At 60.6% G+C, this 24,096-nt stretch carries 15 protein-coding genes and 2 pseudogenes; 14 read left to right on the forward strand and 3 right to left on the reverse strand.

Annotation, left to right across the window (positions count from 1 at the left end; genetic code table 11):
* Window positions 1-78 precede the first annotated feature (78 nt).
* From hutH (ACM6IQ_RS22965) to ACM6IQ_RS23010, 10 genes and pseudogenes are all read left to right on the forward strand, one after another.
* The gene (gene hutH, locus ACM6IQ_RS22965; protein WP_414879924.1) at window positions 79-1,602 is read left to right on the forward strand and encodes a histidine ammonia-lyase; all 1,524 of its coding nucleotides are present in this window, start codon (window positions 79-81) and stop codon (window positions 1,600-1,602) included.
* 118 nt (window positions 1,603-1,720) lie between these two features.
* On the forward strand, window positions 1,721-3,253 hold the full coding sequence (hutH, locus tag ACM6IQ_RS22970; RefSeq protein ID WP_414879925.1) for a histidine ammonia-lyase: 1,533 nt from the start codon (window positions 1,721-1,723) through the stop codon (window positions 3,251-3,253).
* 101 nt (window positions 3,254-3,354) lie between these two features.
* A complete protein-coding gene (hutI, locus tag ACM6IQ_RS22975; RefSeq protein ID WP_414879926.1) occupies window positions 3,355-4,560 on the forward strand; it encodes an imidazolonepropionase in 1,206 nt (401 codons plus the stop codon).
* A 10-nt stretch (window positions 4,561-4,570) separates the two neighbouring features.
* Window positions 4,571-5,374, forward strand: coding sequence for an N-formylglutamate deformylase (gene hutG / locus ACM6IQ_RS22980; protein WP_017336090.1), 804 nt, complete (start codon window positions 4,571-4,573; stop codon window positions 5,372-5,374).
* Between the two features lie 272 nt (window positions 5,375-5,646).
* The gene (locus tag ACM6IQ_RS22985) at window positions 5,647-6,603 is read left to right on the forward strand and encodes a choline ABC transporter substrate-binding protein (RefSeq protein WP_414879927.1); all 957 of its coding nucleotides are present in this window, start codon (window positions 5,647-5,649) and stop codon (window positions 6,601-6,603) included.
* 205 nt (window positions 6,604-6,808) lie between these two features.
* A complete protein-coding gene (locus ACM6IQ_RS22990; RefSeq protein ID WP_414879928.1) occupies window positions 6,809-7,741 on the forward strand; it encodes an alpha/beta hydrolase in 933 nt (310 codons plus the stop codon).
* Between the two features lie 322 nt (window positions 7,742-8,063).
* Window positions 8,064-8,828 (forward strand): annotated as a pseudogene (locus ACM6IQ_RS22995) (bacteriophage T4 gp5 trimerisation domain-containing protein); the annotation flags it as partial.
* On the forward strand, window positions 8,825-9,691 hold the full coding sequence (locus ACM6IQ_RS23000; RefSeq protein ID WP_414879929.1) for a DUF4123 domain-containing protein: 867 nt from the start codon (window positions 8,825-8,827) through the stop codon (window positions 9,689-9,691). The pseudogene ACM6IQ_RS22995 and the gene ACM6IQ_RS23000, both read left to right, overlap by 4 nt.
* Window positions 9,688-13,326, forward strand: coding sequence for a toxin VasX (locus ACM6IQ_RS23005; RefSeq protein ID WP_414879930.1), 3,639 nt, complete (start codon window positions 9,688-9,690; stop codon window positions 13,324-13,326). The genes ACM6IQ_RS23000 and ACM6IQ_RS23005 overlap by 4 nt, the downstream gene beginning before the upstream one ends.
* Window positions 13,310-14,440: a hypothetical protein gene (locus tag ACM6IQ_RS23010; RefSeq protein ID WP_414879931.1), complete on the forward strand. Its 1,131-nt coding sequence runs from the start codon at window positions 13,310-13,312 to the stop codon at window positions 14,438-14,440. Before ACM6IQ_RS23005 ends, ACM6IQ_RS23010 begins: the two co-directional genes overlap by 17 nt.
* Before the next feature lie 178 nt (window positions 14,441-14,618).
* Here the strand turns inward: ACM6IQ_RS23010 and ACM6IQ_RS23015 are convergent, their stop codons facing one another.
* A complete protein-coding gene (locus tag ACM6IQ_RS23015) occupies window positions 14,619-15,014 on the reverse strand; it encodes a DUF6124 family protein (protein WP_414879932.1) in 396 nt (131 codons plus the stop codon).
* Between the two features lie 516 nt (window positions 15,015-15,530).
* On the opposite strand from ACM6IQ_RS23015, the gene pip reads away from it, so the two are divergent.
* The 4 genes from pip to mdoH all read left to right on the forward strand — a co-directional run bounded on the left by pip (window position 15,531) and on the right by mdoH (window position 21,632).
* Window positions 15,531-16,502, forward strand: a complete 972-nt coding sequence (pip, locus tag ACM6IQ_RS23020; RefSeq protein WP_017336093.1) for a prolyl aminopeptidase — start codon at window positions 15,531-15,533, stop codon at window positions 16,500-16,502.
* Complete coding sequence (dtd, locus tag ACM6IQ_RS23025; protein WP_414879933.1) at window positions 16,499-16,936, forward strand: D-aminoacyl-tRNA deacylase; 438 nt, start codon at window positions 16,499-16,501, stop codon at window positions 16,934-16,936. The genes pip and dtd overlap by 4 nt, the downstream gene beginning before the upstream one ends.
* A 321-nt stretch (window positions 16,937-17,257) precedes the next feature.
* Window positions 17,258-19,069, forward strand: a complete 1,812-nt coding sequence (locus ACM6IQ_RS23030) for a glucan biosynthesis protein G (protein WP_414879934.1) — start codon at window positions 17,258-17,260, stop codon at window positions 19,067-19,069.
* Window positions 19,062-21,632: a glucans biosynthesis glucosyltransferase MdoH gene (gene mdoH, locus ACM6IQ_RS23035; RefSeq protein ID WP_017336096.1), complete on the forward strand. Its 2,571-nt coding sequence runs from the start codon at window positions 19,062-19,064 to the stop codon at window positions 21,630-21,632. Before ACM6IQ_RS23030 ends, mdoH begins: the two co-directional genes overlap by 8 nt.
* A 453-nt stretch (window positions 21,633-22,085) precedes the next feature.
* Here mdoH and ACM6IQ_RS23040 read toward each other — a convergent pair whose 3' ends face one another.
* Window positions 22,086-22,958, reverse strand: coding sequence for a methyl-accepting chemotaxis protein (locus ACM6IQ_RS23040; protein ID WP_414879991.1), 873 nt, complete (start codon window positions 22,956-22,958; stop codon window positions 22,086-22,088).
* Window positions 22,944-24,002: pseudogene (locus tag ACM6IQ_RS23045) on the reverse strand (methyl-accepting chemotaxis protein); the annotation flags it as partial. The gene ACM6IQ_RS23040 and the pseudogene ACM6IQ_RS23045, both read right to left, overlap by 15 nt.
* Window positions 24,003-24,096 lie beyond the last annotated feature (94 nt).

A 24,096-nucleotide genomic window follows, 5' to 3' on the forward strand; every position in this document is an offset into this window, starting at 1 on the left:
GCCGCTTCGCTGCCCAACGGGGATAAATCCCCTCGCCACAGGGTTTCAGTGTTCAACAGAATTGGTATGAGGCTCCAGATGTCCCAGGCTGAAAAAATCGTTATCGCCGACGCCCCTCTGCGTTGGCAGGATGTAGTCGCCGTCGCCCGCCACGGCGCTCAGCTCGAGCTGTCGACCCAAGCCTGGGCGCGGATCGAGAACGCTCAGGCGATCGTCCAGCGCATCGTCGCCAGCGGCGAACGCGCTTACGGCGTCAACACGGGCTTGGGCGCGTTGTGCAACGTCTCTCTGAAAGACGAACAACTCAGCCAGCTGTCGCGCAACACCTTGCTCAGTCACGCTTGTGGCGTCGGCGCACCACTGGCCGACGACCAGACCCGGGCGATCATGTGCGCCGCGATCCGCAACTACAGTCACGGCAAGTCCGGCATTCATCGCCGGGTGGTCGAAGCGCTGCTGGCACTGCTCAATCGCGGCATCACCCCGCAAGTGCCGTCCCAGGGCTCGGTGGGTTACCTGACCCACATGGCGCACATCGGCATTGCACTGCTGGGCGTCGGCAATGTCAGCTATCGCGGGCAGATCGTTTCTGCGCAACAGGCCTTGGCCGAAGAAGGTCTGCAACCGGTTCAACTCGGCGCCAAAGACGGCTTGTGCCTGGTCAACGGCACGCCGTGCATGAGCGGCCTCAGCGCCCTTGCGATTGCCGATGCCACGCGCCTGCTGCAATGGGCCGACGTGATCGGCGCCATGAGCTTCGAAGCCCAGCGCGGCCAGATCGCAGCGTTCGATGCCGAAATCATCGCCCTCAAGCCGCATCCGGGCATGCAGCAGGTCGGCATCAATCTGCGGGCGCTGCTTGATGGCAGTGAAGTGATTGCGTCGAGCAAAGGTATCCGCACCCAGGATGCGCTGAGCATCCGTTCGATCCCGCAGGTCCACGGTGCTGCACGGGATCAACTGGCGCACGCGATCCAACAGATCGAAACCGAACTCAACGGCTGCACCGACAACCCATTGCTGCTGGGCACGCCGGACAATTTCCGCATCATGTCCCAGGCCAACCCGCACGGTCAGTCCGTGGCCATGGCCGCTGATCTGCTGGCCATCGCCATGGCGGAAATAGGTTCCATCGCCGAGCGACGTCTCGACCGCTTGATCAACCCGCACGTCAGCGGTCTGCCGGCGTTCCTTGTGGCCAATCCGGGTGTGAACTCCGGAATGATGATCGTGCAATACGTGGCTGCTTCGCTGTGTGCGGAAAACCGTCAACTGGCGCAACCGGCGGTCCTCGACAACTACGTGACGTCCGGTCTGCAAGAAGATCACCTGAGCATGGGCACCAACGCCGCGCTGAAGCTGCATCGCGCGCTGGAAAACTGCACGCAGATCCTCGCCATCGAGTACCTGCTGGCGGCTCAGGCCTTTGAGTTCCTGAAAGAACAACGCTTCGGCGCGGGCACTGATACGGCCTGGCGTCTGCTGCGCGAGCGCGTTCCGGCCTACGACCAGGACCGATGGCTGGCACCGGATATCGCGGCGGCGGCCGGGGTTTTGAAAGATTCGAATTTGCTGCGCAAGGCTTTACCGAATCTGAACTGATTTCTACATCAAACCAGCGTGCCAAGGCGCAGCCCCCCCACAAGGCGGGAAGCGACGGACAACGGACATCTCCGGAGCGTCTGGTTAGTTAATAACAAACTCTCATAAGGAGCTCAAAATGACTGCGCTAAACCTGATTCCCGGCCAACTGAGCCTGGCCCAACTGCGTGATATCTATCAGCAGCCGGTCCGGATCACCCTCGACAACAGCGCCTCGCCCCAGATCGAAGCCAGCGTTGCCTGTGTGGAACAGATCCTCGCCGAGAACCGCACCGCTTACGGCATCAACACCGGTTTCGGTCTGCTGGCCTCGACCCGCATCGCCAGCGAAGACCTGGAAAACCTGCAGCGCTCACTGGTGCTGTCCCACGCCGCCGGTGTGGGCCAGCCGATCAGCGACGCCTTGGTGCGGCTGGTCATGGTGCTCAAGGTCAACAGCCTGAGCCGTGGTTTCTCCGGCATTCGCCGGGTGGTCATCGACGCGCTGATCGCCCTGATCAACGCCGAGGTTTACCCGCACATCCCATTGAAAGGTTCGGTCGGTGCCTCCGGTGACCTGGCGCCGTTGGCCCACATGTCGCTGGTGCTGCTGGGTGAAGGCAAGGCACGCTACAAAGGCGAATGGCTGGAAGCGACCGAAGCGCTGAAAGTCGCCGGTCTGGCGCCGCTGACCCTGGCCGCGAAAGAAGGCCTGGCGCTGCTCAACGGCACTCAGGTGTCCACCGCTTATGCGTTGCGCGGTCTGTTTGAAGGTGAAGATCTGTTCGCGGGCGCCCTGGCCCTGGGCGGCCTGACCGTCGAAGCGGTGCTGGGTTCGCGCTCGCCGTTCGACGCACGCATTCACGCCGCGCGTGGCCAGAAAGGCCAGATCGACGCCGCTGCCGCTTACCGCGACTTGCTGGGCGAGCGCAGTGAAGTCTCCGACTCGCACCAGAACTGCGAAAAGGTTCAGGACCCGTACTCCCTGCGCTGCCAGCCGCAAGTCATGGGCGCCTGCCTGACCCAGTTCCGTCAGGCTGCCGAAGTGTTGGCCGTTGAAGCCAACGCCGTCTCGGATAACCCGCTGGTGTTCGCTGCTGAAGGTGACGTGATCTCCGGCGGTAACTTCCACGCCGAACCCGTTGCGATGGCTGCCGACAACATGGCTCTGGCCATCGCTGAAATCGGCTCGCTGAGCGAACGCCGCATCTCGCTGATGATGGACAAGCACATGTCGCAACTGCCGCCGTTCCTGGTGGCCAATGGCGGCGTGAACTCCGGTTTCATGATCGCCCAAGTGACCGCTGCGGCACTCGCCAGCGAGAACAAAGCGCTGGCCCATCCACATTCCGTGGACAGCCTGCCGACGTCGGCGAACCAGGAAGACCACGTCTCCATGGCACCGGCTGCCGGCAAGCGCCTGTGGGAAATGGCCGAGAACACTCGCGGGATTCTGGCGGTGGAATGGTTGGCGGCAGCCCAGGGCCTGGACCTGCGTGAAGGCTTGAAGACTTCGCCAAAACTCGAAAAGGCCCGGGCGATTCTGCGTAAAGAAGTGCCGTTCTATGAGAAGGATCGTTTCTTTGCGCCGGACATCAATGCGGCGACTGAACTGCTGGCGACGCGCTGCCTGAATGAACTGGTGTCGGTGAAGCTTTTGCCGAGCCTGTGATGTACTCATCGCCAGCAGGCTGGCTCCTGCAGTTGCATTGCGCATCCTTGTGGGAGCCAGCCTGCTGGCGATTCGATTTTGAATACTGTGGAGACTAAGGGATGAAAACCCTCTGGCAACACTGCCACGTCGCAACCATGGCGCAAGGCGTCTACTCGATCATCGAGGATGCGGCCATCGTGACGTCTGGTGCGCGCATTGAGTGGATCGGCCCTCGCGTTGAGCTGCCGTCTGGTGAATACCCGGCCGTCAACGATTTGAACGGGGCCTGGGTCACCCCGGGCCTGATCGACTGCCACACCCACACGGTGTTCGGCGGTAACCGCAGCGGTGAATTCGAACAGCGCCTGCAAGGCGTCAGCTACGCGGAAATCGCGGCGGCCGGTGGCGGCATCGCCAGCACCGTACGCGCCACTCGCACGGCCAGTGAAGACGAACTCTTCGCCAGCGCCGCCAAGCGCCTGAAAAGCCTGATGCGTGACGGTGTCACCAGCATCGAAATCAAATCCGGCTACGGCCTTGATCTGACCAACGAGCGCAAGATGCTGCGGGTCGCCCGCCGTCTCGGCGCCGAACTGCCGATCAGCGTGCGCAGCACCTGCCTGGCGGCCCACGCCCTGCCACCGGAGTATGTGGGCCGCGCCGACGATTACATCGATCACATCTGCGCGGAAATGCTCCCCGCGCTCGCCGCCGAAGGCCTGGTGGATGCGGTGGACGCGTTCTGCGAATACCTGGCGTTTTCACCGGCGCAGGTCGAGCGCGTGTTCATCACCGCTCAAGCGCTTGGCTTGCCGGTGAAGCTGCACGCCGAGCAACTGTCATCGCTGCACGGTTCGAGTCTGGCGGCGCGTTATCACGCATTGTCGGCCGACCACCTGGAGTTCATGACCGAAGAAGACGCCATCGCCATGGCCGCGTCCGGCACCGTCGCGGTGTTGCTGCCGGGGGCGTTCTATTTCCTGCGTGAAACCCAATTGCCGCCGATGGAAGCCCTGCGCAAACACGGCGTGAAAATCGCCATTGCCAGCGACCTCAATCCCGGCACCTCGCCAGCGCTGTCGCTGCGCTTGATGCTGAACATGGCGTGCACCTGTTTCCGCATGACCCCGGAAGAAGCCCTGGCGGGTGCAACGATTCATGCCGCCACCGCGTTGGGCATGGCCGAGACACACGGCTCGCTGGAAGTTGGCAAGTTCGCGGACTTCGTCGCCTGGCAAATCGATCGTCCCGCCGACCTGTCGTACTGGCTGGGCGGTGATCTGGAGAAACGCGTCGTGCGTCACGGCGTTGAAACGAGCGTTTAGGAGAATAGTTGTGGATAAGGTTCTGAACTTCAAACAAGGCCGTGTGCCGCTGCTGATCAGCATTCCCCACGCCGGCCTGCGCCTGACCCCGGCGGTCGAAGCCGGGTTGATCGCCGACGCGAAAAGCCTGCCGGACACCGACTGGCACATCCCCAGGCTTTACGAGTTCGCTGCCGAACTGGGCGCCAGCACGCTGGCCGCCGAGTACTCGCGGTTTGTCATCGACCTGAACCGCCCGTCCGACGACAAGCCTCTGTACGCAGGCGCGACCACCGGCCTGTACCCGTCGACGCTGTTCGACGGCATTCCGTTGTTCCGTGAGGGTTTGGAACCGTCGGCAGCGGAACGCGCGACCTATCTGGAACAGGTCTGGACGCCGTACCACAGCACGCTGCAGAACGAACTGGCTCGTTTGAAAGCCGAATTCGGCTATGCGTTGCTGTTCGATGCGCACTCGATCCGTTCGATCATTCCGCACCTGTTTGACGGCAAGCTGCCGGACTTCAACCTCGGCACCTTCAACGGCGCCAGTTGTGATCCTCAGTTGGCCACCCAGCTGGAAGCGATCTGCGCACGGCACGGCGACTACAGCCATGTGCTGAACGGTCGTTTCAAGGGCGGCCACATCACCCGGCACTACGGCAATCCGGCGGAAAACATTCATGCGGTGCAACTGGAGTTGTGCCAGTGCACCTACATGGAAGAATTCGAGCCGTTCCGCTATCGCCCGGATTTGGCTGAGCCGACGCAAGTGGTGCTCAAGGAATTGCTGCAAGGATTGTTGGCCTGGGGCGAAAAGCACTACACCGCATAACTCTGTTGCGAGGGGGCTTTTTGTGGCGAGGGAGCTTGCTCCCGCCGGGTTGCGAAGCAGCCCCGGACCACGACGGCTTCGCCGCCGAGCGGGAGCAAGCTCCCTCGCCACAGGTTGTTGTCCGCCTCGATACTGGATCGGGACAGTCGCCACCGTGCAAAACACAGTCGCCACAGTTCGCTTTTACCTCTCGTCTGCTGCGTAATGTTCCGGGCACGGTGCACAAAAACACCGAGCCCACAACAATCCGCTGCCGCACGAGAAAGCCCTCTATGACAAGCACCAAAGGTTTGTTCACCCGCTGTCTCTCAATCCTTTGCGGTACCGCTCTTCTGAGCACCAGTGTTCTGGCCAGTGACGATGTTTCCTGCAAAGCCGTGCGCATGGGAGTGGTCAACTGGACCGACGTAATTGCCACCAGCGGCATGGCTGATGTGCTGCTCAATGGTCTTGGCTATGAAAGCAAGCAGACCAGCGCCGTGCAGCAAATCATCTTCGCCGGCATCCGCGACAAGCGCCTCGACATCTTCCTCGGTTACTGGAAACCGGCGATGGACAACAATATCGCGCCGTTCGTGGCGGCCAATCAGGTGAAAGTCATGGCCAAGCCGAGTCTGGCCGACGCTCAGGCAACGCTTGCTGTGCCGCAGTACGTCGCCGACGCCGGGCTGAAAACCTTCGCCGACATTGCCAGGTTCAAAGACAAGCTTGGCGGCAAGATCTACGGCATCGAGCCGGGCAGCGGTGCCAATACCACCATCAAGACCATGATCGAGACCAATCACTTCGGCTTGAAGGATTTCAAACTGATCGAGTCCGGTGAGGCCGGCATGCTGGCCGCCGTTCAGCGGGCGGTGAACCGCAAGGAATTCGTGGTGTTTGTCGGTTGGACCCCGCACCCGATGAACATCAACATGAAAATTGCCTACCTGACCGGCAGCGAAGATGTCTACGGGCCGAACGAAGGGGCGGCCACGGTCTCCACGGTGACGTCACCGGACTACGCCGAACGTTGCCCGAACGTGAACCGTCTGCTGGAGAACCTGACGTTTACCGCCGCTCAGGAAAGTCAGCTGATGGTGCCGATCATGGAACGCAAGACGCCGCAGGACGTTGCCAGGCAATGGCTGCGTGATCACCCGGAAGACCTTCAGCGCTGGCTGGCGGGTGTCAGCAGTTTTGACGGCAAGGACGGTGTAGCCACCGTACAGGCCAGCCTGAAAAACTGACCCGCCTTCTTTTGGCGCGCAATTTCTGTGGCGAGGGCGCTTGCTCCCGCTCGGCGGCGAAGCCGTCGTAAACCCGGCTGCTCGGGTGCACCTGATAAAACTCGGTTGAGTGGTTTGGGGGCTGCTTCGCAAACCAGCGGGAGCAAGCTCCCTCGCCACAGAACCGAGTTCCACTTCCAATGCTGAACTGACTGGCACCAGGCTCATGGCTACTTACCCGCTATCTGCACAAATGTCGGCCTTCGTCGAGAAAACCGTCAGCTTCAACAGCACCGAGAGCAGCCTCGCCGGCATGCGCCAGGCCTACAGCGACATGTGTCGGGCATTTACCCCGCCCCGTCCCGCCGGGCTGTATGTCGTGGACTTTGAATTGGCCGGTGTGCCGGTGCGCTCGTATCAGCCGCCGGTTTCGCCGTTGACCGGCGGTTGTCCGTGCATTGTGTATCTGCACGGCGGCGGTTGGGTGGTGGGGGATCTGGATTCCCACGATTTCATCTGCGCTGAACTGGCGTCGACGCTCGACGTGTTAGTGATCGCCGTCGATTACCGTCTGGCGCCGGAGCATCCGTTTCCGGCGGGCTTCAACGATTGTCTGGGAGTGTGGCGGGCGTTGCGAACCGGGCCATTCCAGCTTGATCCCGCGCGTACGCTGGTGGCAGGCGACAGTGCCGGGGGAAATCTCGCCGCCGCGCTTTGCCTGGCATTGCGCGATGCGGGTGAGCCATTGCCAGCGGCACAGGTTCTGATCTATCCGGGGCTCGGCGGCGACCAGCGGCTGGCGTCGCGCAGCGAATGCGTTGACGCGCCGTTGCTCAGCAGCAGCGACGTGGATTGTTATCACGCCTTGTACTTGCGCGGCAGTCGACAACCGGGCGGCTATGCGATGCCGTTGCTCGCCGAGGATCTCGGCGGCTTGCCGCCGGCGCTGATCGCTGTGGCGCAATTCGATCCGCTGCGCGACGACGGCGTGCGCTACGCCGAGCGACTGGACGCCGCGGGCGTGGCCGCAACACTTTATTACGGCGAGGGACTGGTTCACGGCTGTTTGCGAGGGCGGGGCCAGGTCGCCGAGGTCGATGCGCTCTATGAAACGCTGCTCGGCTATTTGAAAACGATATTCGACACCCATTCGGCGTAACGGAAGCGTCCTACGCTAAATATCGAACCGTCTGACTGCGCCAAATGGTAGATCCACGCAAAGTCCCGTGCCTTCAAATAGACACAGGGACATGTGGATGCTCAGCGATGCAAAGCAGGTCGTTTTCAAACTCGACATTGAAGGTTTTTCCCACGACCTTCAGGTACTCGAATTCCGCGTCAGGGAAGTACTTAACCAGCCCTACGAAGTCAAACTCGAACTGGTCAGCGAACGGCCGGACTTTGACCTCGATTTTCTGCTACATCGCTCGGCTTTTTTGAGCTTCGGTCCTGACAACGCCGGCATCCACGGGCAGGTCTATCGAATCGCCCAAGGCGATTCAGGCAAATATGGCACCGTCCAGATCCCTCGCGTCGGCATGGAAGTGCTGGTGGGGTTCACCGATGGCGACCCCGACAAACCTTTTATCCTTAACTGTTTGCCAAACGCCTCAACCCCGGTGCCACTGGATTTGCCCGCTGAGCACACCCGCAGCATTTTCCGCAGCCAGAGCAGTCCCGGCGGGGGCGGTTACAACGAGTTGCGCATCGAGGACAAAAAGGGTTCCGAGGAAATTTCCCTGCGTGCCCAGCGCGATTTTGTCCAGCTCGTGCTCAACGACGAACGCATTCAAGTGGACAACCAGCGCACCGTGGTCATCGGTGGCACTGCCAGCCACGACCTGCGCGGTGAAGAACATCACCTGACCCACGGCAACCGTTTGACCGAACTCAAGCAGAACGACCACCTGTTGGTCCATGGCGTTCAGCATATCCGCGTTGCCAGCCAGCGACTCAGCGCCACGCAACAGATTCACCTGAGTGCCGGGCAACAAGTCGTCATTGATGGCGGAGCGCGCCTGTCAGTCCAGGCTGGCGGTCACTGGCTGACGCTTGGGCCGGAAGGCATTTTCAACAGCGTGCCGATTCTAGAGGGCGGCGCCCCGGCCGTGGGTCTACTCGCCGAGCCTCTGATGCCGGGCGCCTTGCCCCTGTTGAAAGTGACGTTCGATGCGGTCCAGCAACGTCATGCGCTGATTTCAACCCGCGCCTCGCGCTGCCTGATTTGCGAGGCCGCTCAAGCATGAACCTTTCGACCTCCTTGCCAAACGACCTGCCCTGGAGTGAGCAACAGGCTTTCCTGTTGCTGGACGGCGCAACCCTGAGCGATTTGCCGGAACGGTTGAAAAAACTCTGTCCCGGAGCAAGCACTGTTGCGCTGTATGACTGCGCGCCCTTCACTGCGCTGCGGGATATCTCGCCGATGCTGGTGGCGATCCAACAACCTGACGAACCGATTGTTCAGTTCTATCTGCAACAGGCGCATGAAGAGTGGGGCGTGCTGTTGTTCAGCACCGCACCTGCGCATGAGGTCGCCCAGCACTTGCGCAAACTGCTGACCGTTGAATTGCCTGAAGGTCTACCGGTGGTCCTGCGTCTGGCCGATGCCGCCGTGGCGCGAATCCTGTTCGGCAGCGGTGATCAGCGATTGTTTGGGCCTCTGTCCTGTGTGGTAACGGCCGATAACGTCGGCGCTAATTGGCATCGCCACCAACCCCGGTCGTCCGAGTGTCCTGACCTGCCGACGCCCTATCGCCTGAGCCCTGAACAGAGTTCGGCGCTGGACCACGCTGACCGGCGCCGCGTACTGCTCGAACTCGACGCTCATCTGCTCAGGCACTTCCCCGAACGCCTTCGCGGCGAAAGCGTGTCTGAACGTTGGCCAATGCTGGAACAACTGGAAACCGAAGCCAGCGCTCTGGGCCTGGATACCCCGTCCGGGCTGTTCTATTACGCCAATGTCATGGCCCGGCTGGACGGATCTCCCCTTGGCCAGCATCCCGAAATCAATCGATTGCTGCATAACCCCTCCCTGCAACCCATCGGCGAGCGCATCGTACTGGCCGCTGACCTGGCTCGCCAATGGGCAAATGAAAGAGGTCGTCCATGAACAAGCCACACCCTGCCGACCTCGCGGCGGCCGCCGCGTCCAAATCGCCCATTGGCTCCCTCGGCGCCTGCCCCTTGCGGCAAACCCACGTACAGCTGCTGCCCTTGCGTTACGGACTGGTGGAAAAGCCCCTCGACCCGAGTGCCGAACTGAAGCTGCCGTATGCCCTGACAACCCGCCCGCTGGGTATTCGTTTGCTGCGCGATGGCTGGTTGTATGTCATCGACAGCGTTACCGGTGAATTGCATGAGTACCAAGTGCGCGACGGAGTGGTCAGCGCCTTGCTGCACAAGGGCGCCAAGGTCACCAGCGATCAGCGCACGCCCATCGAAGAGCGTCCGGCGCTTATCTTTTCAAGACGCAGCACGCTGTACGTGAACTTTGCTGAAGTGCAATGGACGGCGGCCAAATGCACGCAAGTGCTCGACAACCGCGCCGAACGCGACCACTTCATGCAGCTTGTCGACCTCGGCCCGGTGCATTGCCAAACCGGTGGCGAGCACCTACTGACGGTCGAGCAGGGCAAACAATGGTTGGCGGAGATTGCGACCGTACCGGCCCAGCAGGCACAAGTCGCACAAGACCGCGAAGAGCAGGATGCCGAGTCGCCGCCGGACGCCGTTCTGTTGCCGACGTTGCACGTCAGCGATGCCCCCGAGCACGAACGTGAACCTTATTTATGGGAAAAACCGTCGCGTTTTCGCGAGGCGCACATTGGCGAGTTTCTCGGGCGGGTGCGCCCGGCTTATCAGGACGACACGTTGTTCCTCGTGGTGCAGGACGACCTCGGCGTGCTGCGTGATCTGGCCGAGTATCAGGACACCGTAGTCGGCTGGGTCGACGACTGGAGCAATGCCGACCACAACGAACGCGATTACCTGTTGGCGTGCTACATCGAATCCTTGAGCCAGCTCAGTCCCGCGGACATCGGCAACCTGGCCGAGGCCAGCGACGATCCGCCAGGCAAGGCCCTGTTCGCCGATCTGGAACAGTTGCCCGAACCGGACCGGGAACACACTCGCAAAGCCTTGCTCGACTACCTGAACAAGGGCGTCAAGGTCGAGTCGCTGGATGCTCCCGTGCCCCCGGAACTGGAGCAAATGCGCAAAGAAGCGCATGCCGAAGCGTTCAAATTCGCCAAGTACCAGGGCGCCACACCCGATTTCACCGCCCATGGCCGCGCCAGTGACGAGGCAGACCGGCGTTATTACACTCGCCAACATTTCAAGGTCGCCCCCGACGATTTCGTCGAACGTCACCTGAATACCTTGATAAAACTCGGCCAAGAGCAAAACAAACGCATCATCGATGTGCTCGAAGGCTCCAGCTTCAGTGGCAAGCGCGGGGTCAACGATTTCATCGACCGCCCGGCCATGGACGCTGCGCTGTTTCAGCACCGCGACGACCTCAGCCGCTGGAACCGATTGCTCGAGCGCATTACCGCTGACCGCACCATGCTGGTGGGTGCCGGTCGCTTCCATCGCTCGGCTTGGTATTACGACGCGCAGGATCAACAGCAACTCCACCAGGCCCTCACCACCGAATACGCCTGCCTCAAGGACATCTGCCGCAGTGACCACGCCAGCGAAATTCTCCTCGGTTATCTGGAAAAACACCCGGAACTGACCCGGCCACTGTTCTACACCTTACCCCTGCGCCTGCAACCGGAACGGGCCGCGCAATACAGCACCTTGTTCAACGCGGGCATGGGGATGTTCAACAACCTGCCGCACTGGCTGGGCGAGCTACAGAAAATTGAACAGCCGCACCTGCCGGCGCTCGACGATTTGCCCGAGCATACCCGCGCTGTCGCGGACGCGGCCCAGCACAGTCTCAGCCCGGCGCTGAACCTGGGGCTGAGCCGGGCCTTGGAAGGTTTCGATCTGGCGAGCGAGAAAATCCCCGACCTCGACGAATTGTTCCGGCGCCTGCCCAAAGCGCTGCACGCACGGTTACTCGATGCGGCGAAAACCACCGGGGTGACCTTTACTGTTGCCAGTCCGGCCGAACACGCGGCGCTGCAAACCAACCTCAAGGAACTGCTCAGGGAGCGCGACTACCTGAAAACCCTGACCCGCGAACGCAACCAGCTCACCCACAACAAAAACCGCCAGGGGCACAAGGCGCCACGGGCGGTGGAATTGCAGGGTGAGATCGTGCGGGTACGCGGGCAGTTGACGCAGCTTGAAGGGCGATTGGCCGGGGCGCTGAGTCCGATTGCCGAACTGCCGGATCAGTCGGTGCGGCTGCACGGCGCGACGCCGGCTCGGGCGGGGGTGACGGTGGTGTTTCCGCCGGCGCAGCAGTTGGAGGTGCGGAGTTTGTTGAAGGATATTCGGCTGGGGGTTAGCTCGGTGCCGAATGGGAAGTTGATTAGAAGCGAGGGGATGGGGTTGTTGGTGTTTTTGGTGCAGGGGGTGAATTTGGTTTCGGTTATAAGGGAAACGTTTGGCCAATCGCGGGATCAGCGTAAGTTGGGGCCGTTGATTGGTGCAAGTTTTACGACTGGGGCGGCGGGATTCACCGCGGCGCAAAGTCTTTCCGATACCGCGTTGAAGGCACGCAGCGCTGCACTCGTCGCGGGTCTTCAGCATCATGCTTTGCAGAATGTGCATGTGCAGATGGGGAAGCTGCATGTTGGGCTAGGCATTTTCACCTATGGCTTCGGTTTTATCTCTTCAGTGGTTAGTCTCAATACCCATCAGCAGAATTGGCAACAGGCGACGCGTAGTGGGAATGCTGCTGCGCAGAATAGTGCAGCGCTCGCGACAGCAGGGGCGGCCGGCATGACGACCGTCAATGCCTATGGTTTGAGTCACACCTTACACGCGGGTTACACCGTACTGATGGCAAAAAACACTGCCGCGAGAACCGCCGCCTGGGCTGCCGCGGGTACCCGTCTCTCCACCGTGTTCTTCCGCTTCAACCTGGCCGGCGCCTTGTTCACCGTGCTGGAACTGGGGGGAACCTGGATGTACAACCGTTACAACATCAGCGCCCATGACAAATGGCTGAAAACCACGCCGTGGAGCCTGGACACCGACGAGCGTGGCGACCATACCCTGGATGAATATCAAAGTTATCTGGCCTATTTGCTTCACGCCCCGTATGCGCAACTGGGTCCGGACAAGCATGACTCATGGCTGAAAGACCTGCTGTTGAAGGCCAAGCCAAAAGATATTCATCTGGTGCTGCCAGGGCTTAAGCTCGGTAATTTCCAGCCACCCCTGAGCGGTCAACCGACTCATCGCCTGGGAATCGGCGCCCAGCGTCTTTCCGTGCCCCTCCACAGTCGTGGTGTACCGCGCGAGCGCAAGGACGTCATCAGTGAGGAAGTGGCGAACAGCCTGCGCATCGTGCAAGCAGAACCAGATCGGTTGGTGTTATGCCTGCAATATCCCGTGGATTCTGACAGCGAATTTACCCCGGCGTCCGAAACGTTGGAGCTGGCCGTCTGCATCCAGACCTTGAACGCCAAGGGCGCGTGGGATTCGCGCATTCGGGTCATTCGCCTGAACCCTCGGAGTGACGGCCGCTTTCCGGCGTTGGCCTCTCAAACCGTTAACGAGCATCCGCCCATGTTGCTGGTTGAAACCCATTTGCTGGAGTTGGCCGACCATGCCCACCAAGATTGAAATGCCCCTGCCTTCCCCGCACCTTGAGCAATCCCGCAAAGCCGGCGATGTCGAGCCGTTTCCCAGCGGAAGGATCACCTATCTCGCGCCGTTGCCATTGCCGACACCGCTGCCGCCGCATGGCCCTCATATCGGGGAGCTAAATGAGGTGTACATGGACTTCGGGTTGGGGTCACCGCAAGTCTTTATGTGGCAGATGACATTAGGGGGACCATTCAGTGTTGCTTTCATGATCGCGTTCCTAATCCCGCCAGCAATTGGTTGTGCGGGCCTTATGTTCGGATATGACTTCGCATACACATGGGAATTTGTCATTGATTTATTCTTCGCAATCTATGGATATGCCTTAGTTGCCGGATTTTCCATACTGGCAATCGGCCTCGGCGTCTGGCGCCACAACCACAGCAAACGCGCCGCCATCATCCCCACCCGTTTCAACCGCCAACGCCGCGAAGTCTGCTTCATGCCCGAAGACGCCACTGCCCCCGTCTTCGTCCCTTGGGAATCCTTATCCGCCTGGGTCATCGAAGCCCAAGGCGCCACCCAATATGGCATCCACCGCCAATACGGCATGGGCATCGGTTTCCAGCACGGCGAGACCCTGACCAGCGTCGAATTCCCTTGCTTCGGTCTTTCCCTGGCCATCAGCCACTGGGAAGCCATCCGCGGCTACATGGAATACGAAATCCACGACCTCAAATCCATCCAGGACCCGCTAGACCTGCAAGGCCCGAACGACCCGCCCCATGAAGGCTTACACACTTTCCGCAACGCCCGCGCCCGTATGCACCAGCAAATCCGCGACGGCCAGCGCGGCCGGGTTTCAGCCTTTTTCTGGTACCTGTACCACGTGATGACGCTGTGGACGATTCCCAACCACCTGACCGAATGGGAAATTCGCCGCCTACAGAAACTGGGCCCGCAGGCCATGCCCGAAGTCATGCGCCAATGGTCCGAGTCGTTGCCAAAGGAACAATGGGCCAAACCGAGCGAAGAACTGCTGCGCCTGAGCGCACAGGTCCGCGCCCTGCACAAACGCCAACCGCGACGCCCAATCACCGAGATTTTTGCCGAGGTTCAACGTTTGAATCCGACCGACAAACGTCGCGCATGAGTTGTTTTTCCAACGTAATCTCGGTTATCCGGAGAAACCTGTGGCGAAGGAGCAAGCTCCCTTGCCACAAGGCAGACGCCTACAGACCACTCACGTACCGACCTCCCGCATGGCGGGTGAGCGGGATAAAAAATGGGCACGTCAACTTGGTTGGGGGCCCATTTTTATGGGTGGCGGATTAGATGACGCGGCTTTGTTGCTTGGCGAAAATCGCCGCCATTTCCGGCTCATCCAGATGGTCCAGCGTTCGTTCCACCAACAAATGCACGCCGTCAGCCATGCGGCTGAGCGCCAAGGCTATGGAGCGGCGGGAACCGTCCACATCGTCGGCGAGGTTGGCGGCGATGGCGCTGATGGACAGCAAATCTTCCGAGGCATTGGCGAGAAGGGTTTCAGGGTTGATGCCCGGGGAGACGCTGAAGAGCTGGCCGTTGCGTTTTGGTGGTTTGGGGTCGGCTGGCGGGAAGTGATGGTCGAGGGCGCGCTCGGCGGCTTCGTTGAGTTTGTTTGAATCGGGGCTTTCGTATGGGGAGACCGGATCGGTGTCCGGCGGGTTTGGAGTTACCTTGAACATTGGCTCTATCCTCAAATGAGTGAGGCTGCAACCAGCTCGCTACTAAACGATAGGGAGGCAGCTGTGCACAGGTTAGTAGACCGATGAGCCAAGAAATCGGCGCGCCGAAGCGCCCTGCGCACAACCGCCATCAAGCGCAGGTATGGGATACCTGTTTGATAGAGGCATTGTGCGTCTTGACATCAACGAGCTACTAAACCCGATCACTGATGGGCAGTGACAGCAACCAAGTTAGCGACCGACCTCAACGCGCACAAGCCGGCGGATTCTCGCGTAGCCGTAGGCAACGACGCAAGGTGTTGTAGCTTGCAGGAAGTAACCTTGAGACGTTTTAAACAAGTGCTGTCTAGCGGTGTTTAACTACCGAAATGTTGGCAAGAACGAGTCTGAAAAAACCGGCTGAAAAACTCTGACTCTGCAAGGCATGCTCATTCGCGTAATTCGGGTTTATGATGCCGGACGGCAGAATAATAGAAGTCCCCCCAGGGATGACCTCGACCCCTTACGGAGCGCGCAATGCAGACTTTGTACCCGCAGATCAAACCCCACGCCCGGCACGATCTGGCTGTCGATGAAACCCACACCTTGTATGTCGACGAAAGCGGTTCGCCGGAAGGTTTGCCGGTGGTATTCATCCACGGTGGCCCCGGTGCCGGGTGTGATGCACAGAGTCGCTGCTTTTTTGATCCGAACCTGTACCGCATCGTCACCTTCGATCAGCGCGGTTGCGGCCGCTCCACCCCCCACGCCAGCCTGGAAAACAATACCACCTGGGATCTGGTCGCCGACCTTGAGCGGATTCGTCAGCACCTGGGCATCGACAAATGGGTGCTGTTTGGCGGGTCATGGGGCTCGACCCTGGCGCTGGCCTACGCGCAAACCCACCCGGAGCGGGTACACGGTCTGATTCTGCGCGGGATTTTTCTCTGCCGTCCGCAGGAAATCGAATGGTTCTATCAGGCAGGTGCCAGCCGTCTGTTCCCCGATTACTGGCAGGACTACATCGCGCCGATCCCGCTGGACGAGCGCGAAGACTTGCTCAGCGCTTTCCACAAGCGCCTGACCGGCAACGACCAGATTGCGCAGATGCACGCGGCCAAGGCCTGGTCTACCTGGGAGGGCCGTACGGCGACCTTGCGTCCAAACCCGCTGGTGGTCGACCGTTTCTCCGAGCCGCAGCGTGCGTTGTCGATTGCCCGTATCGAATGCCATTACTTCACCAACAATGCGTTCCTCGAGCCGAACCAGCTGATTCGCGACATGGGCAAGATCGCCCATTTGCCAGGCGTGATCGTGCACGGTCGTTACGACGTGATCTGCCCGCTGGATAACGCCTGGGAATTGCATCAGAACTGGCCGAACAGTGAATTGCAGGTGATCCGTGACGCCGGGCATGCCGCCTCCGAACCGGGCATTACCGATGCCTTGGTGCGCGCCGCCGATCAGATGGCCCGGCGCTTGCTCGACCTGTCCCCAGAAGAAGCATGAAGGGCCTGCTGCAGCGCGTGCGTGGCGCGCGAGTCGAGGTAGCGGGGGAGGTGGTGGGTGCCGTCGATCAGGGGTTGCTGGTACTGGTCGCGGTCGAGCCCGAGGATACTCGGGCCAGCGCCGACAAACTTCTGCATAAGCTGCTTAACTATCGAGTGTTCAGTGACGCCGAGGGCAAGATGAATCTGTCCCTGGCGGACGTCGGTGGCGGGTTGCTGCTGGTCTCGCAGTTCACCTTGGCTGCCGACACCAGAAGCGGGTTGCGCCCGGGTTTTTCAACGGCCGCACCTCCGGCGCTGGGCGAGGAGCTTTTCGACTATCTATTAGGGAAAGCGAAACAGGTGCATGGCACTGTGGCATCAGGTAGATTCGGCGCGGATATGCAGGTGCACCTGGTCAATGATGGCCCGGTTACCTTCCTGTTACAGACCTGAAAGCGCTTGAAACAAGTTTTTAAGCGCTTTTTCACTGAAAACAGGGGTTTTTCGCGAGAAATACTTTGTTGCGCCTGATGCGTTGTAACGCGGCCTGCTAGATAATCGCGCGCTACGGGGATCAGCGTTCGTTGGTCCGTTTTGACTTAGGTAGAGACTTGTCCTGGACCTGTTGGGGAATCATTTGGCCCCATAGGAGTCGGAACAATGCTCGCCAACTTGGCAAGAGTGGTTTGTAGGGACGGGTTTTTCCTTCCGTCTACCTCACAGGCCCTTCAACTGGCCGTTGGTTTTTTGATCTGTTTTCGGCGAGGGTTGCTCGTGATTGTTAGTCCCTGTATTGCACCAAAATTGTCTGCCAAACGGTTACGAAGCGCTCTGGTAGCGGGCTCTGCCCTGCTTTGCCTGCTCAGCGCCGGCCAGCTTTGGGCATTCAGTCTGGATGATGTATCGGCCAAGGCAAAAGAGCTGGCCGGGCAGAAATACGAAGCCCCGCGCAGTAACCTGCCGAACGAATTCCGCGAGATGAAGTTTGCGGACTATCAAAAAATCCGTTTCCTGACCGAAAAAGCCGAATGGGCCGATCAGAAAACCCCGTTCAAGCTTTCGTTCTATCACCAGGGTATGCATTTCGATACGCCGGTGAAAATCAACGAAATCACGGCCAATACCGTCGAAGAGATCAAGTACGACCCGACGCGTTTCGATTTCGGCGACCTGAAATTCGATCCTAAAGCGACTGAGCAACTGGGTTATGCCGGTTTCCGTGTGCTGTACCCGATCAACAAGGCCGACAAGCAAGACGAAATCATGACCATGCTCGGCGCGAGTTACTTCCGCGTTGTCGGCAAGGGTCACACGTATGGCTTGTCCGCTCGCGGCATGGCGATCGATACCGCGTTGCCGTCCGGCGAAGAGTTCCCGCGTTTCCGTGAGTTCTGGATTCAACAGCCGAAACCGGGCGACAAGCACCTGGTCATCTTCGCCCTTCTGGATTCGCCACGCGCTACCGGTGCCTATCGCCTGACCGTACGTCCGGGCAGCGACACCATTGTCGACGTCAAGGCTCAGATGTTCCTGCGTGACAAGGTCACCAAGCTTGGCGTTGCGCCGCTGACCAGCATGTTCCTGTTCGGCGCCAACCAGCCTTCCAAAGTGCTGAACTATCGTCGCGAACTGCATGACTCCAGCGGTCTGTCGATCCATGCCGGCAACGGCGAGTGGATCTGGCGCCCGTTGAACAACCCGAAACACCTGTCGGTGAGCAACTACTCGGTCGAGAACCCGCGTGGCTTCGGCTTGTTGCAACGTGGCCGTGACTTCAGTCACTACGAAGACCTCGACGACCGCTACGACAAGCGCCCAAGTGCCTGGATCGAGCCAAAAGGCGATTGGGGCAAGGGTTCTGTAGACCTGGTCGAAATTCCGACGGCCGATGAAACCAACGACAACATTGTTGCCTTCTGGAGCCCGGAAAAACTGCCTGAGCCTGGCCAGCCGCTGGAGTTCGGCTACCGCATGCACTGGACCATCGACGAAGCCGCGCTTCATGCGCCGGACAGTGCCTGGGTTCAACAGACCCTGCGCTCCACAGGCGACGTCAAACAGTCCAACCTGATTCGTCAGCCGGACGGCAGCGTTGCCTATCTGGTGGACTTCGAAGGCCCGTCGCTGGCGGCATTGCCGTCCGATGCGGACGTTCGCAGCCAGGTCAGCGTTGGCGACAATGCCGAACTGGTCGAGAACAGCGTGCGATACAACCCTGAAACCAAGGGCTGGCGCCTGACCCTGCGCATGAAGATCAAGGACCCGAGCAAAGCCACCGAGATGCGTGCTGCGCTGGTCCAGAACATTCTGCCTGCCGACCTGGCCAAGTCATCCGTGCCAGCGTCCAGCAATGCTGTGGCCAAGGCCGACAAGGTTGCCGCCAGACAACAGGAAAAAGCAGACAAGGAAGCCAAGCAAGCCGAGGCCAAGCAGGCCGAAGCCAAGCCAGTCGCAGATGCCAAGGAGGCCAACAAAGACGCCAAGCAGCCTGCTGCTGCGGACGCGGCCCCAGCCACACCGGAATCGGCCGCGACTGAAGACGTCCTGACCGAGACCTGGAGCTACCAGTTGCCTGCCGATGAGTAATTCTCAAGTACAGCCAGAGACGCTTGCCGAGTATCTGGCGCATTTACCGATGACCGACGAGCAGCGCGCGGAACTCGCGGGCTGCCAGTCCTTCAGCGAGCTGCACCAGCGCCTGTCGTCCTCGACGTTCGACGCACCGACCGAGGCTGCTCAAGCCTCGGTGGGCCGTCGTTTGACCCTGAACTCCGCTGAAGAGCTGGAAGAAGCGGAAATGCTGGTGCTCGACGCCAGCGGTCGGGTTTGCCTCAAGGCCACTCCACCGATCCGCCGGACCAAAGTCGTGCCGGAGCCGTGGCGCACCAACATTCTGGTGCGTGGCTGGCGGCGTCTGACCGGCCGCACCAATCCGCCAGCCCCGCCGAAAGACGAGAACGTGCTGCCGGCCGCGCGCTGGCGCACCGTAGGTTCGATCCGGCGTTACATCCTGCTGGTACTGATGCTCGGTCAGACCATCGTCGCCGGCTGGTACATGAAGGGCATCATGCCGTACCAGGGCTGGTCGTTCGTCGACCTGAACGAAGTCCTGCATCAGCCAATCCTGAAAACCGTCACGCAAGTACTGCCGTATGCGCTGCAGACCAGCATCCTGATCATGTTCGGGATTCTGTTCTGCTGGGTGTCGGCCGGTTTCTGGACGGCATTGATGGGCTTCCTTGAGTTGCTCACCGGGCACGACAAGTACCGCATCTCCGGTAAAAGCGCCGGCAATGAGCCGATTCCCAAGGACGCGCGCACCGCACTGGTGATGCCGATCTGCAACGAAGACGTGCCGCGGGTGTTCGCCGGTCTGCGCGCGACGTTCGAGTCGGTCGCTGCCACGGGTGACCTGGATCGCTTCGACTTTTTCGTCCTCAGTGACAGTAACGATGCCGATATCTGTGTTGCCGAGCAGCAAGCCTGGCTGGACGTTTGCCGCGAAGCCGGCGGTTTCGGCAAGATTTTCTATCGCCGCCGTCGCCGTCGGGTAAAACGCAAAAGCGGCAACCTCGACGACTTCTGCCGTCGCTGGGGCGGCGATTACAAGTACATGGTCGTGCTCGATGCTGACTCGGTGATGAGCGGCGAATGCCTGACCAGTCTGGTGCGCTTGATGGAAGCCACGCCGGACGCCGGGATTATCCAGACCGCGCCGCGTGCCTCGGGCATGGACACGCTGTATGCGCGCATGCAGCAGTTCGCGACTCGGGTGTACGGTCCGCTGTTCACCGCCGGTCTGCACTTCTGGCAGTTGGGCGAATCCCACTACTGGGGCCACAACGCGATCATCCGCATGAAGCCGTTCATTGAGCACTGCGCCCTGGCGCCGTTGCCGGGTAAAGGCGCATTTGCCGGAGCGATTCTGTCCCACGACTTCGTCGAAGCCGCGTTGATGCGTCGTGCGGGTTGGGGCGTGTGGATTGCCTACGACTTGCCGGGCAGCTATGAAGAACTGCCGCCGAACCTGCTGGACGAACTCAAGCGTGACCGTCGCTGGTGCCACGGTAACCTGATGAACTTCCGCCTGTTCCTGGTCAAGGGCATGCACCCGGTTCACCGTGCAGTGTTCCTGACCGGCGTGATGTCTTATTTGTCGGCGCCGCTGTGGTTCTTCTTCCTGGTGCTGTCGACGGCGCTGCTGGCGGTCAACACACTGATGGAGCCGCAGTACTTCCTTGAACCGCGCCAGCTCTATCCGCTGTGGCCACAATGGCACCCGGACAAGGCGATCGCGTTGTTCTCGACCACCATCGTGCTGCTGTTCCTGCCGAAGCTGTTGAGCATCATCCTGATCTGGGCCAAGGGCGCGAAAGAGTTCGGCGGCAAGTTCAAGGTGACCTTGTCGATGCTGCTGGAGATGCTGTTCTCCATGTTGCTGGCGCCGGTGCGGATGATTTTCCACACTCGCTTCGTGCTCGCCGCGTTCCTCGGCTGGGCCGCCACCTGGAACTCGCCGCAACGTGACGACGACTCCACGCCGTGGAGCGAAGCGGTCAAGCGTCACGGGCCGCAAACCCTGCTGGGTTTCTTCTGGGCGTTGCTGGTGATCTGGCTGAACCCGAGCTTCCTCTGGTGGCTGGTGCCGATCGTCGGTTCGTTGATGCTGTCGATTCCGGTGTCGGTGATCTCCAGCCGCGTGGGCCTGGGCCTCAAGTCCCGTGACGAGAGCCTGTTCCTGATCCCCGAGGAATACAATCCGCCGCAGGCGTTGCTGGCAACGGATCAGTACACCCATGAAAACCGTTACCACGCGCTGAAAGACGGCTTCATCCGCTCGGTGGTCGATCCACAGCAGAACGCCCTGGCGTGCGCGCTGGCGACGTCGCGTCACCGTGAGGCCGAGCCGATCGAATGGCTGCGGATCGAGCGTGTGCGCCATGCCTTGAAAGTCGGGCCTGACGGTTTGACCAACAACGAGCGTGTGCAACTGCTGAGCGATCCGGTAGCACTGGCTCGCTTGCATGAGCAGGTGTGGAACGAAGGTCATTCCGCGTGGCTGGAAGCCTGGCGCAAATCGGTGAAAGCCGATCCCCATGCGCCGCTGCTGCCGCTCAAGCCACTGAGTGCACAGCCTCAATTGGCATAAAAGGCCCCGCTTCTGAGAGGAGGCGGGTGTTTTTAAAGATCGCAGCCTTCGGCAGCTCCTGCACGGTATCAATCTGTAGGAGCTGCCGAAGGCTGCGATCTTTTGCTTTCAGTCCCGCGAAACAACAAATCACGCGCCAACACTTTTGCAAACGAGCGAGTGCGTTAGGCCCCGTCCCCGAATTGGTGCGCCCGGATAATTTTTGTCCGTATCGATGCTTTTCCTGAGGGGAGCCGCCGTTTGCGCGCCTCATGACGCTTATCTACGACGCGCCACACAACGTAGTGGCGGTGAATAAGGTCGGCAATATGGAGTAAGGCCGGTCAGACAGACCGCGTCGCGCCCCATCGCCAGCAGGCAGGCTCCCACACTGAAATGCATTCTCCTGTGGGAGCCAGCCTGCTGGCGATTGCATCAACTCGGTTCCAAGCGGACCGAGGCATGCACATCACCTCAAACCTTGAACCTGCCCACCAGCATCTGCAAATGCGTCCCCAGCCGCGCCAACTCGACACTGGAGGCTGCGGTCTCTTCACTGGCGGCCGAGGTCTGCTCGGACACATCGCGCACGTTCAGCACGCTACGGTTGATCTCTTCGGCTACCGTGCTCTGCTGTTCGGCCGCTGCGGCGATCTGCTGGTTCATCGACTGGATCGCCGACACGGTGCGGGTGATGCTTTCCAGTGAGCCACCGGCACGGCGGGTCAGTTCGACGCTGCTGTCGGTCAGGCTGCGGCTGTTGTCCATGATGGTCGCGACTTGCTGGGTGCCGCTTTGCAGACCGACGATCAGCTCTTCGATTTCTTCGGTGGACTTCTGGGTGCGTTGGGCCAGGCTGCGGACCTCGTCGGCGACCACCGCGAAACCACGCCCTGCTTCACCGGCGCGGGCGGCTTCGATCGCGGCGTTGAGCGCCAGCAGGTTGGTTTGCTGGGCCACGGATTTGATCACGTCGAGCACGCTGCCGATCTTGTCGCTTTCGCGTTTCAGGTGACCCATGGCTTCGGTGGAGTTGCCGACTTCCAGGGCCAGGCGCTCGATCTGCGCGATGGCTTCGCCAACGACCTTGTCACCTTCGCGGGCCTGCTGATCAGCGGCCAGAGCCGCTTCAGAGGCCTCTTCGGCGTTACGCGCGACTTCCTGCACGGTGGCGGTCATTTCGTTCATCGCGGTCGCCACTTGGTCGGTCTCGACCTTCTGGCTGTTGACCCCGGCGCTGGTCTGCTCGGTCACTGCGGACAGTTCTTCGGCAGCGCTGGCGATTTGCGTAACGCCATCGCTGATGCCGCCGATCAATTCGCGCAGGCCCAGGGTCATGTTCTGCATGGCGCGCTGGAGTTGACCGAGTTCATCGTGGCGCTCGGAAACGAGGTTGTGGGTCAAGTCGCCGGCGGCAATGCGCTCGGCCACTTTCAGTGTCTGGCTCAACGGAATGACGATCTGCCGTGTGATCGCCCACGCCGCGAAGAGGCCGAAGACCAGCGCCAGGGAAGTGGCCAGCAACAGCATGTTCCTGGCGTGTGCCGCATCGGTGTCACGCACGACGGTTTGTGAGGCGGTGAGTTTCTTGCTGACCCCGAGCAGGATGTCGCCTTGCGCGGCCATGCGTTTCAGGGCATCAGCCGTCGCAACCTGCGAGTCACGGAACTGAGTGACCGCGGCTCGGTAGGCTTTGAGCGCTTCGCTGGCCTGTTGCAGATTGGCGGTGTGCTGCTGCGGCAGTTTCGATGGAAGGCTTTCGAGGCTGTTCAGCGCGTTGGCGATGGCATCCAGCGCCGGTTGTTCGGCATCGGCCTTGCCACTATAGGTGTAGCCGCGAACCTGATAGCGGGCTTGTTGCAGCAGCTTGCTGACTTCTACCACGTTGTTGAAGTCAGCCACGTTGTCGCCTTGCAGCAGGGACTTCTCGACTTCAGTGACTCGCGCCACAGCGTTGTCGGCGTTGGCGCCGAGTTTGCTGCGAGCGTCTTCGCGGCTGGCGCCGGCCTGGGTCATGGCGGCGAAGGCTAGTTTATATTCGCTGACGGCGGTCAATTGCTGGTCGATCATCGCTACGTCGGCCGGTTGTTCGATCAACGTGCGCGCGGTTTTCAGTCCGGTATCGAGTTGGCCGAGCAGGTCGTTGACGGCGCCCGGACCTTGTTCGCCGCGGCGCATCTCGTAATCCAGACGGGCCAGGCGCAAATCCTTGGTCAGCTCATTGAGGCTGGAAATGAATCCCAGCTTGTCGCCGCGACTGATCACATTACCCAGGCCTGTCCAGCCGGTAGCGGTGATCAACACCGTCAGAAGCAGCACCAGACCGAAGCCGACACCCAGTTTGCGATTGACGCTGACGTTCCCCAGTTTCTCGGCTAGCCATCGGTACATGCTGCAACTCCCACGGACCACAAGTTGGTTTTATGGGAGGTGTATCGGCTGGCGGGCGGAAATCTGTAGGCGCAGCACGAGTTTGGCTTGGTTA

Origin of the sequence: Pseudomonas sp. IT-P100, from assembly GCF_949767185.1 — a bacterium.
Lineage (GTDB): Bacteria > Pseudomonadota > Gammaproteobacteria > Pseudomonadales > Pseudomonadaceae > Aquipseudomonas > Aquipseudomonas fluorescens_B.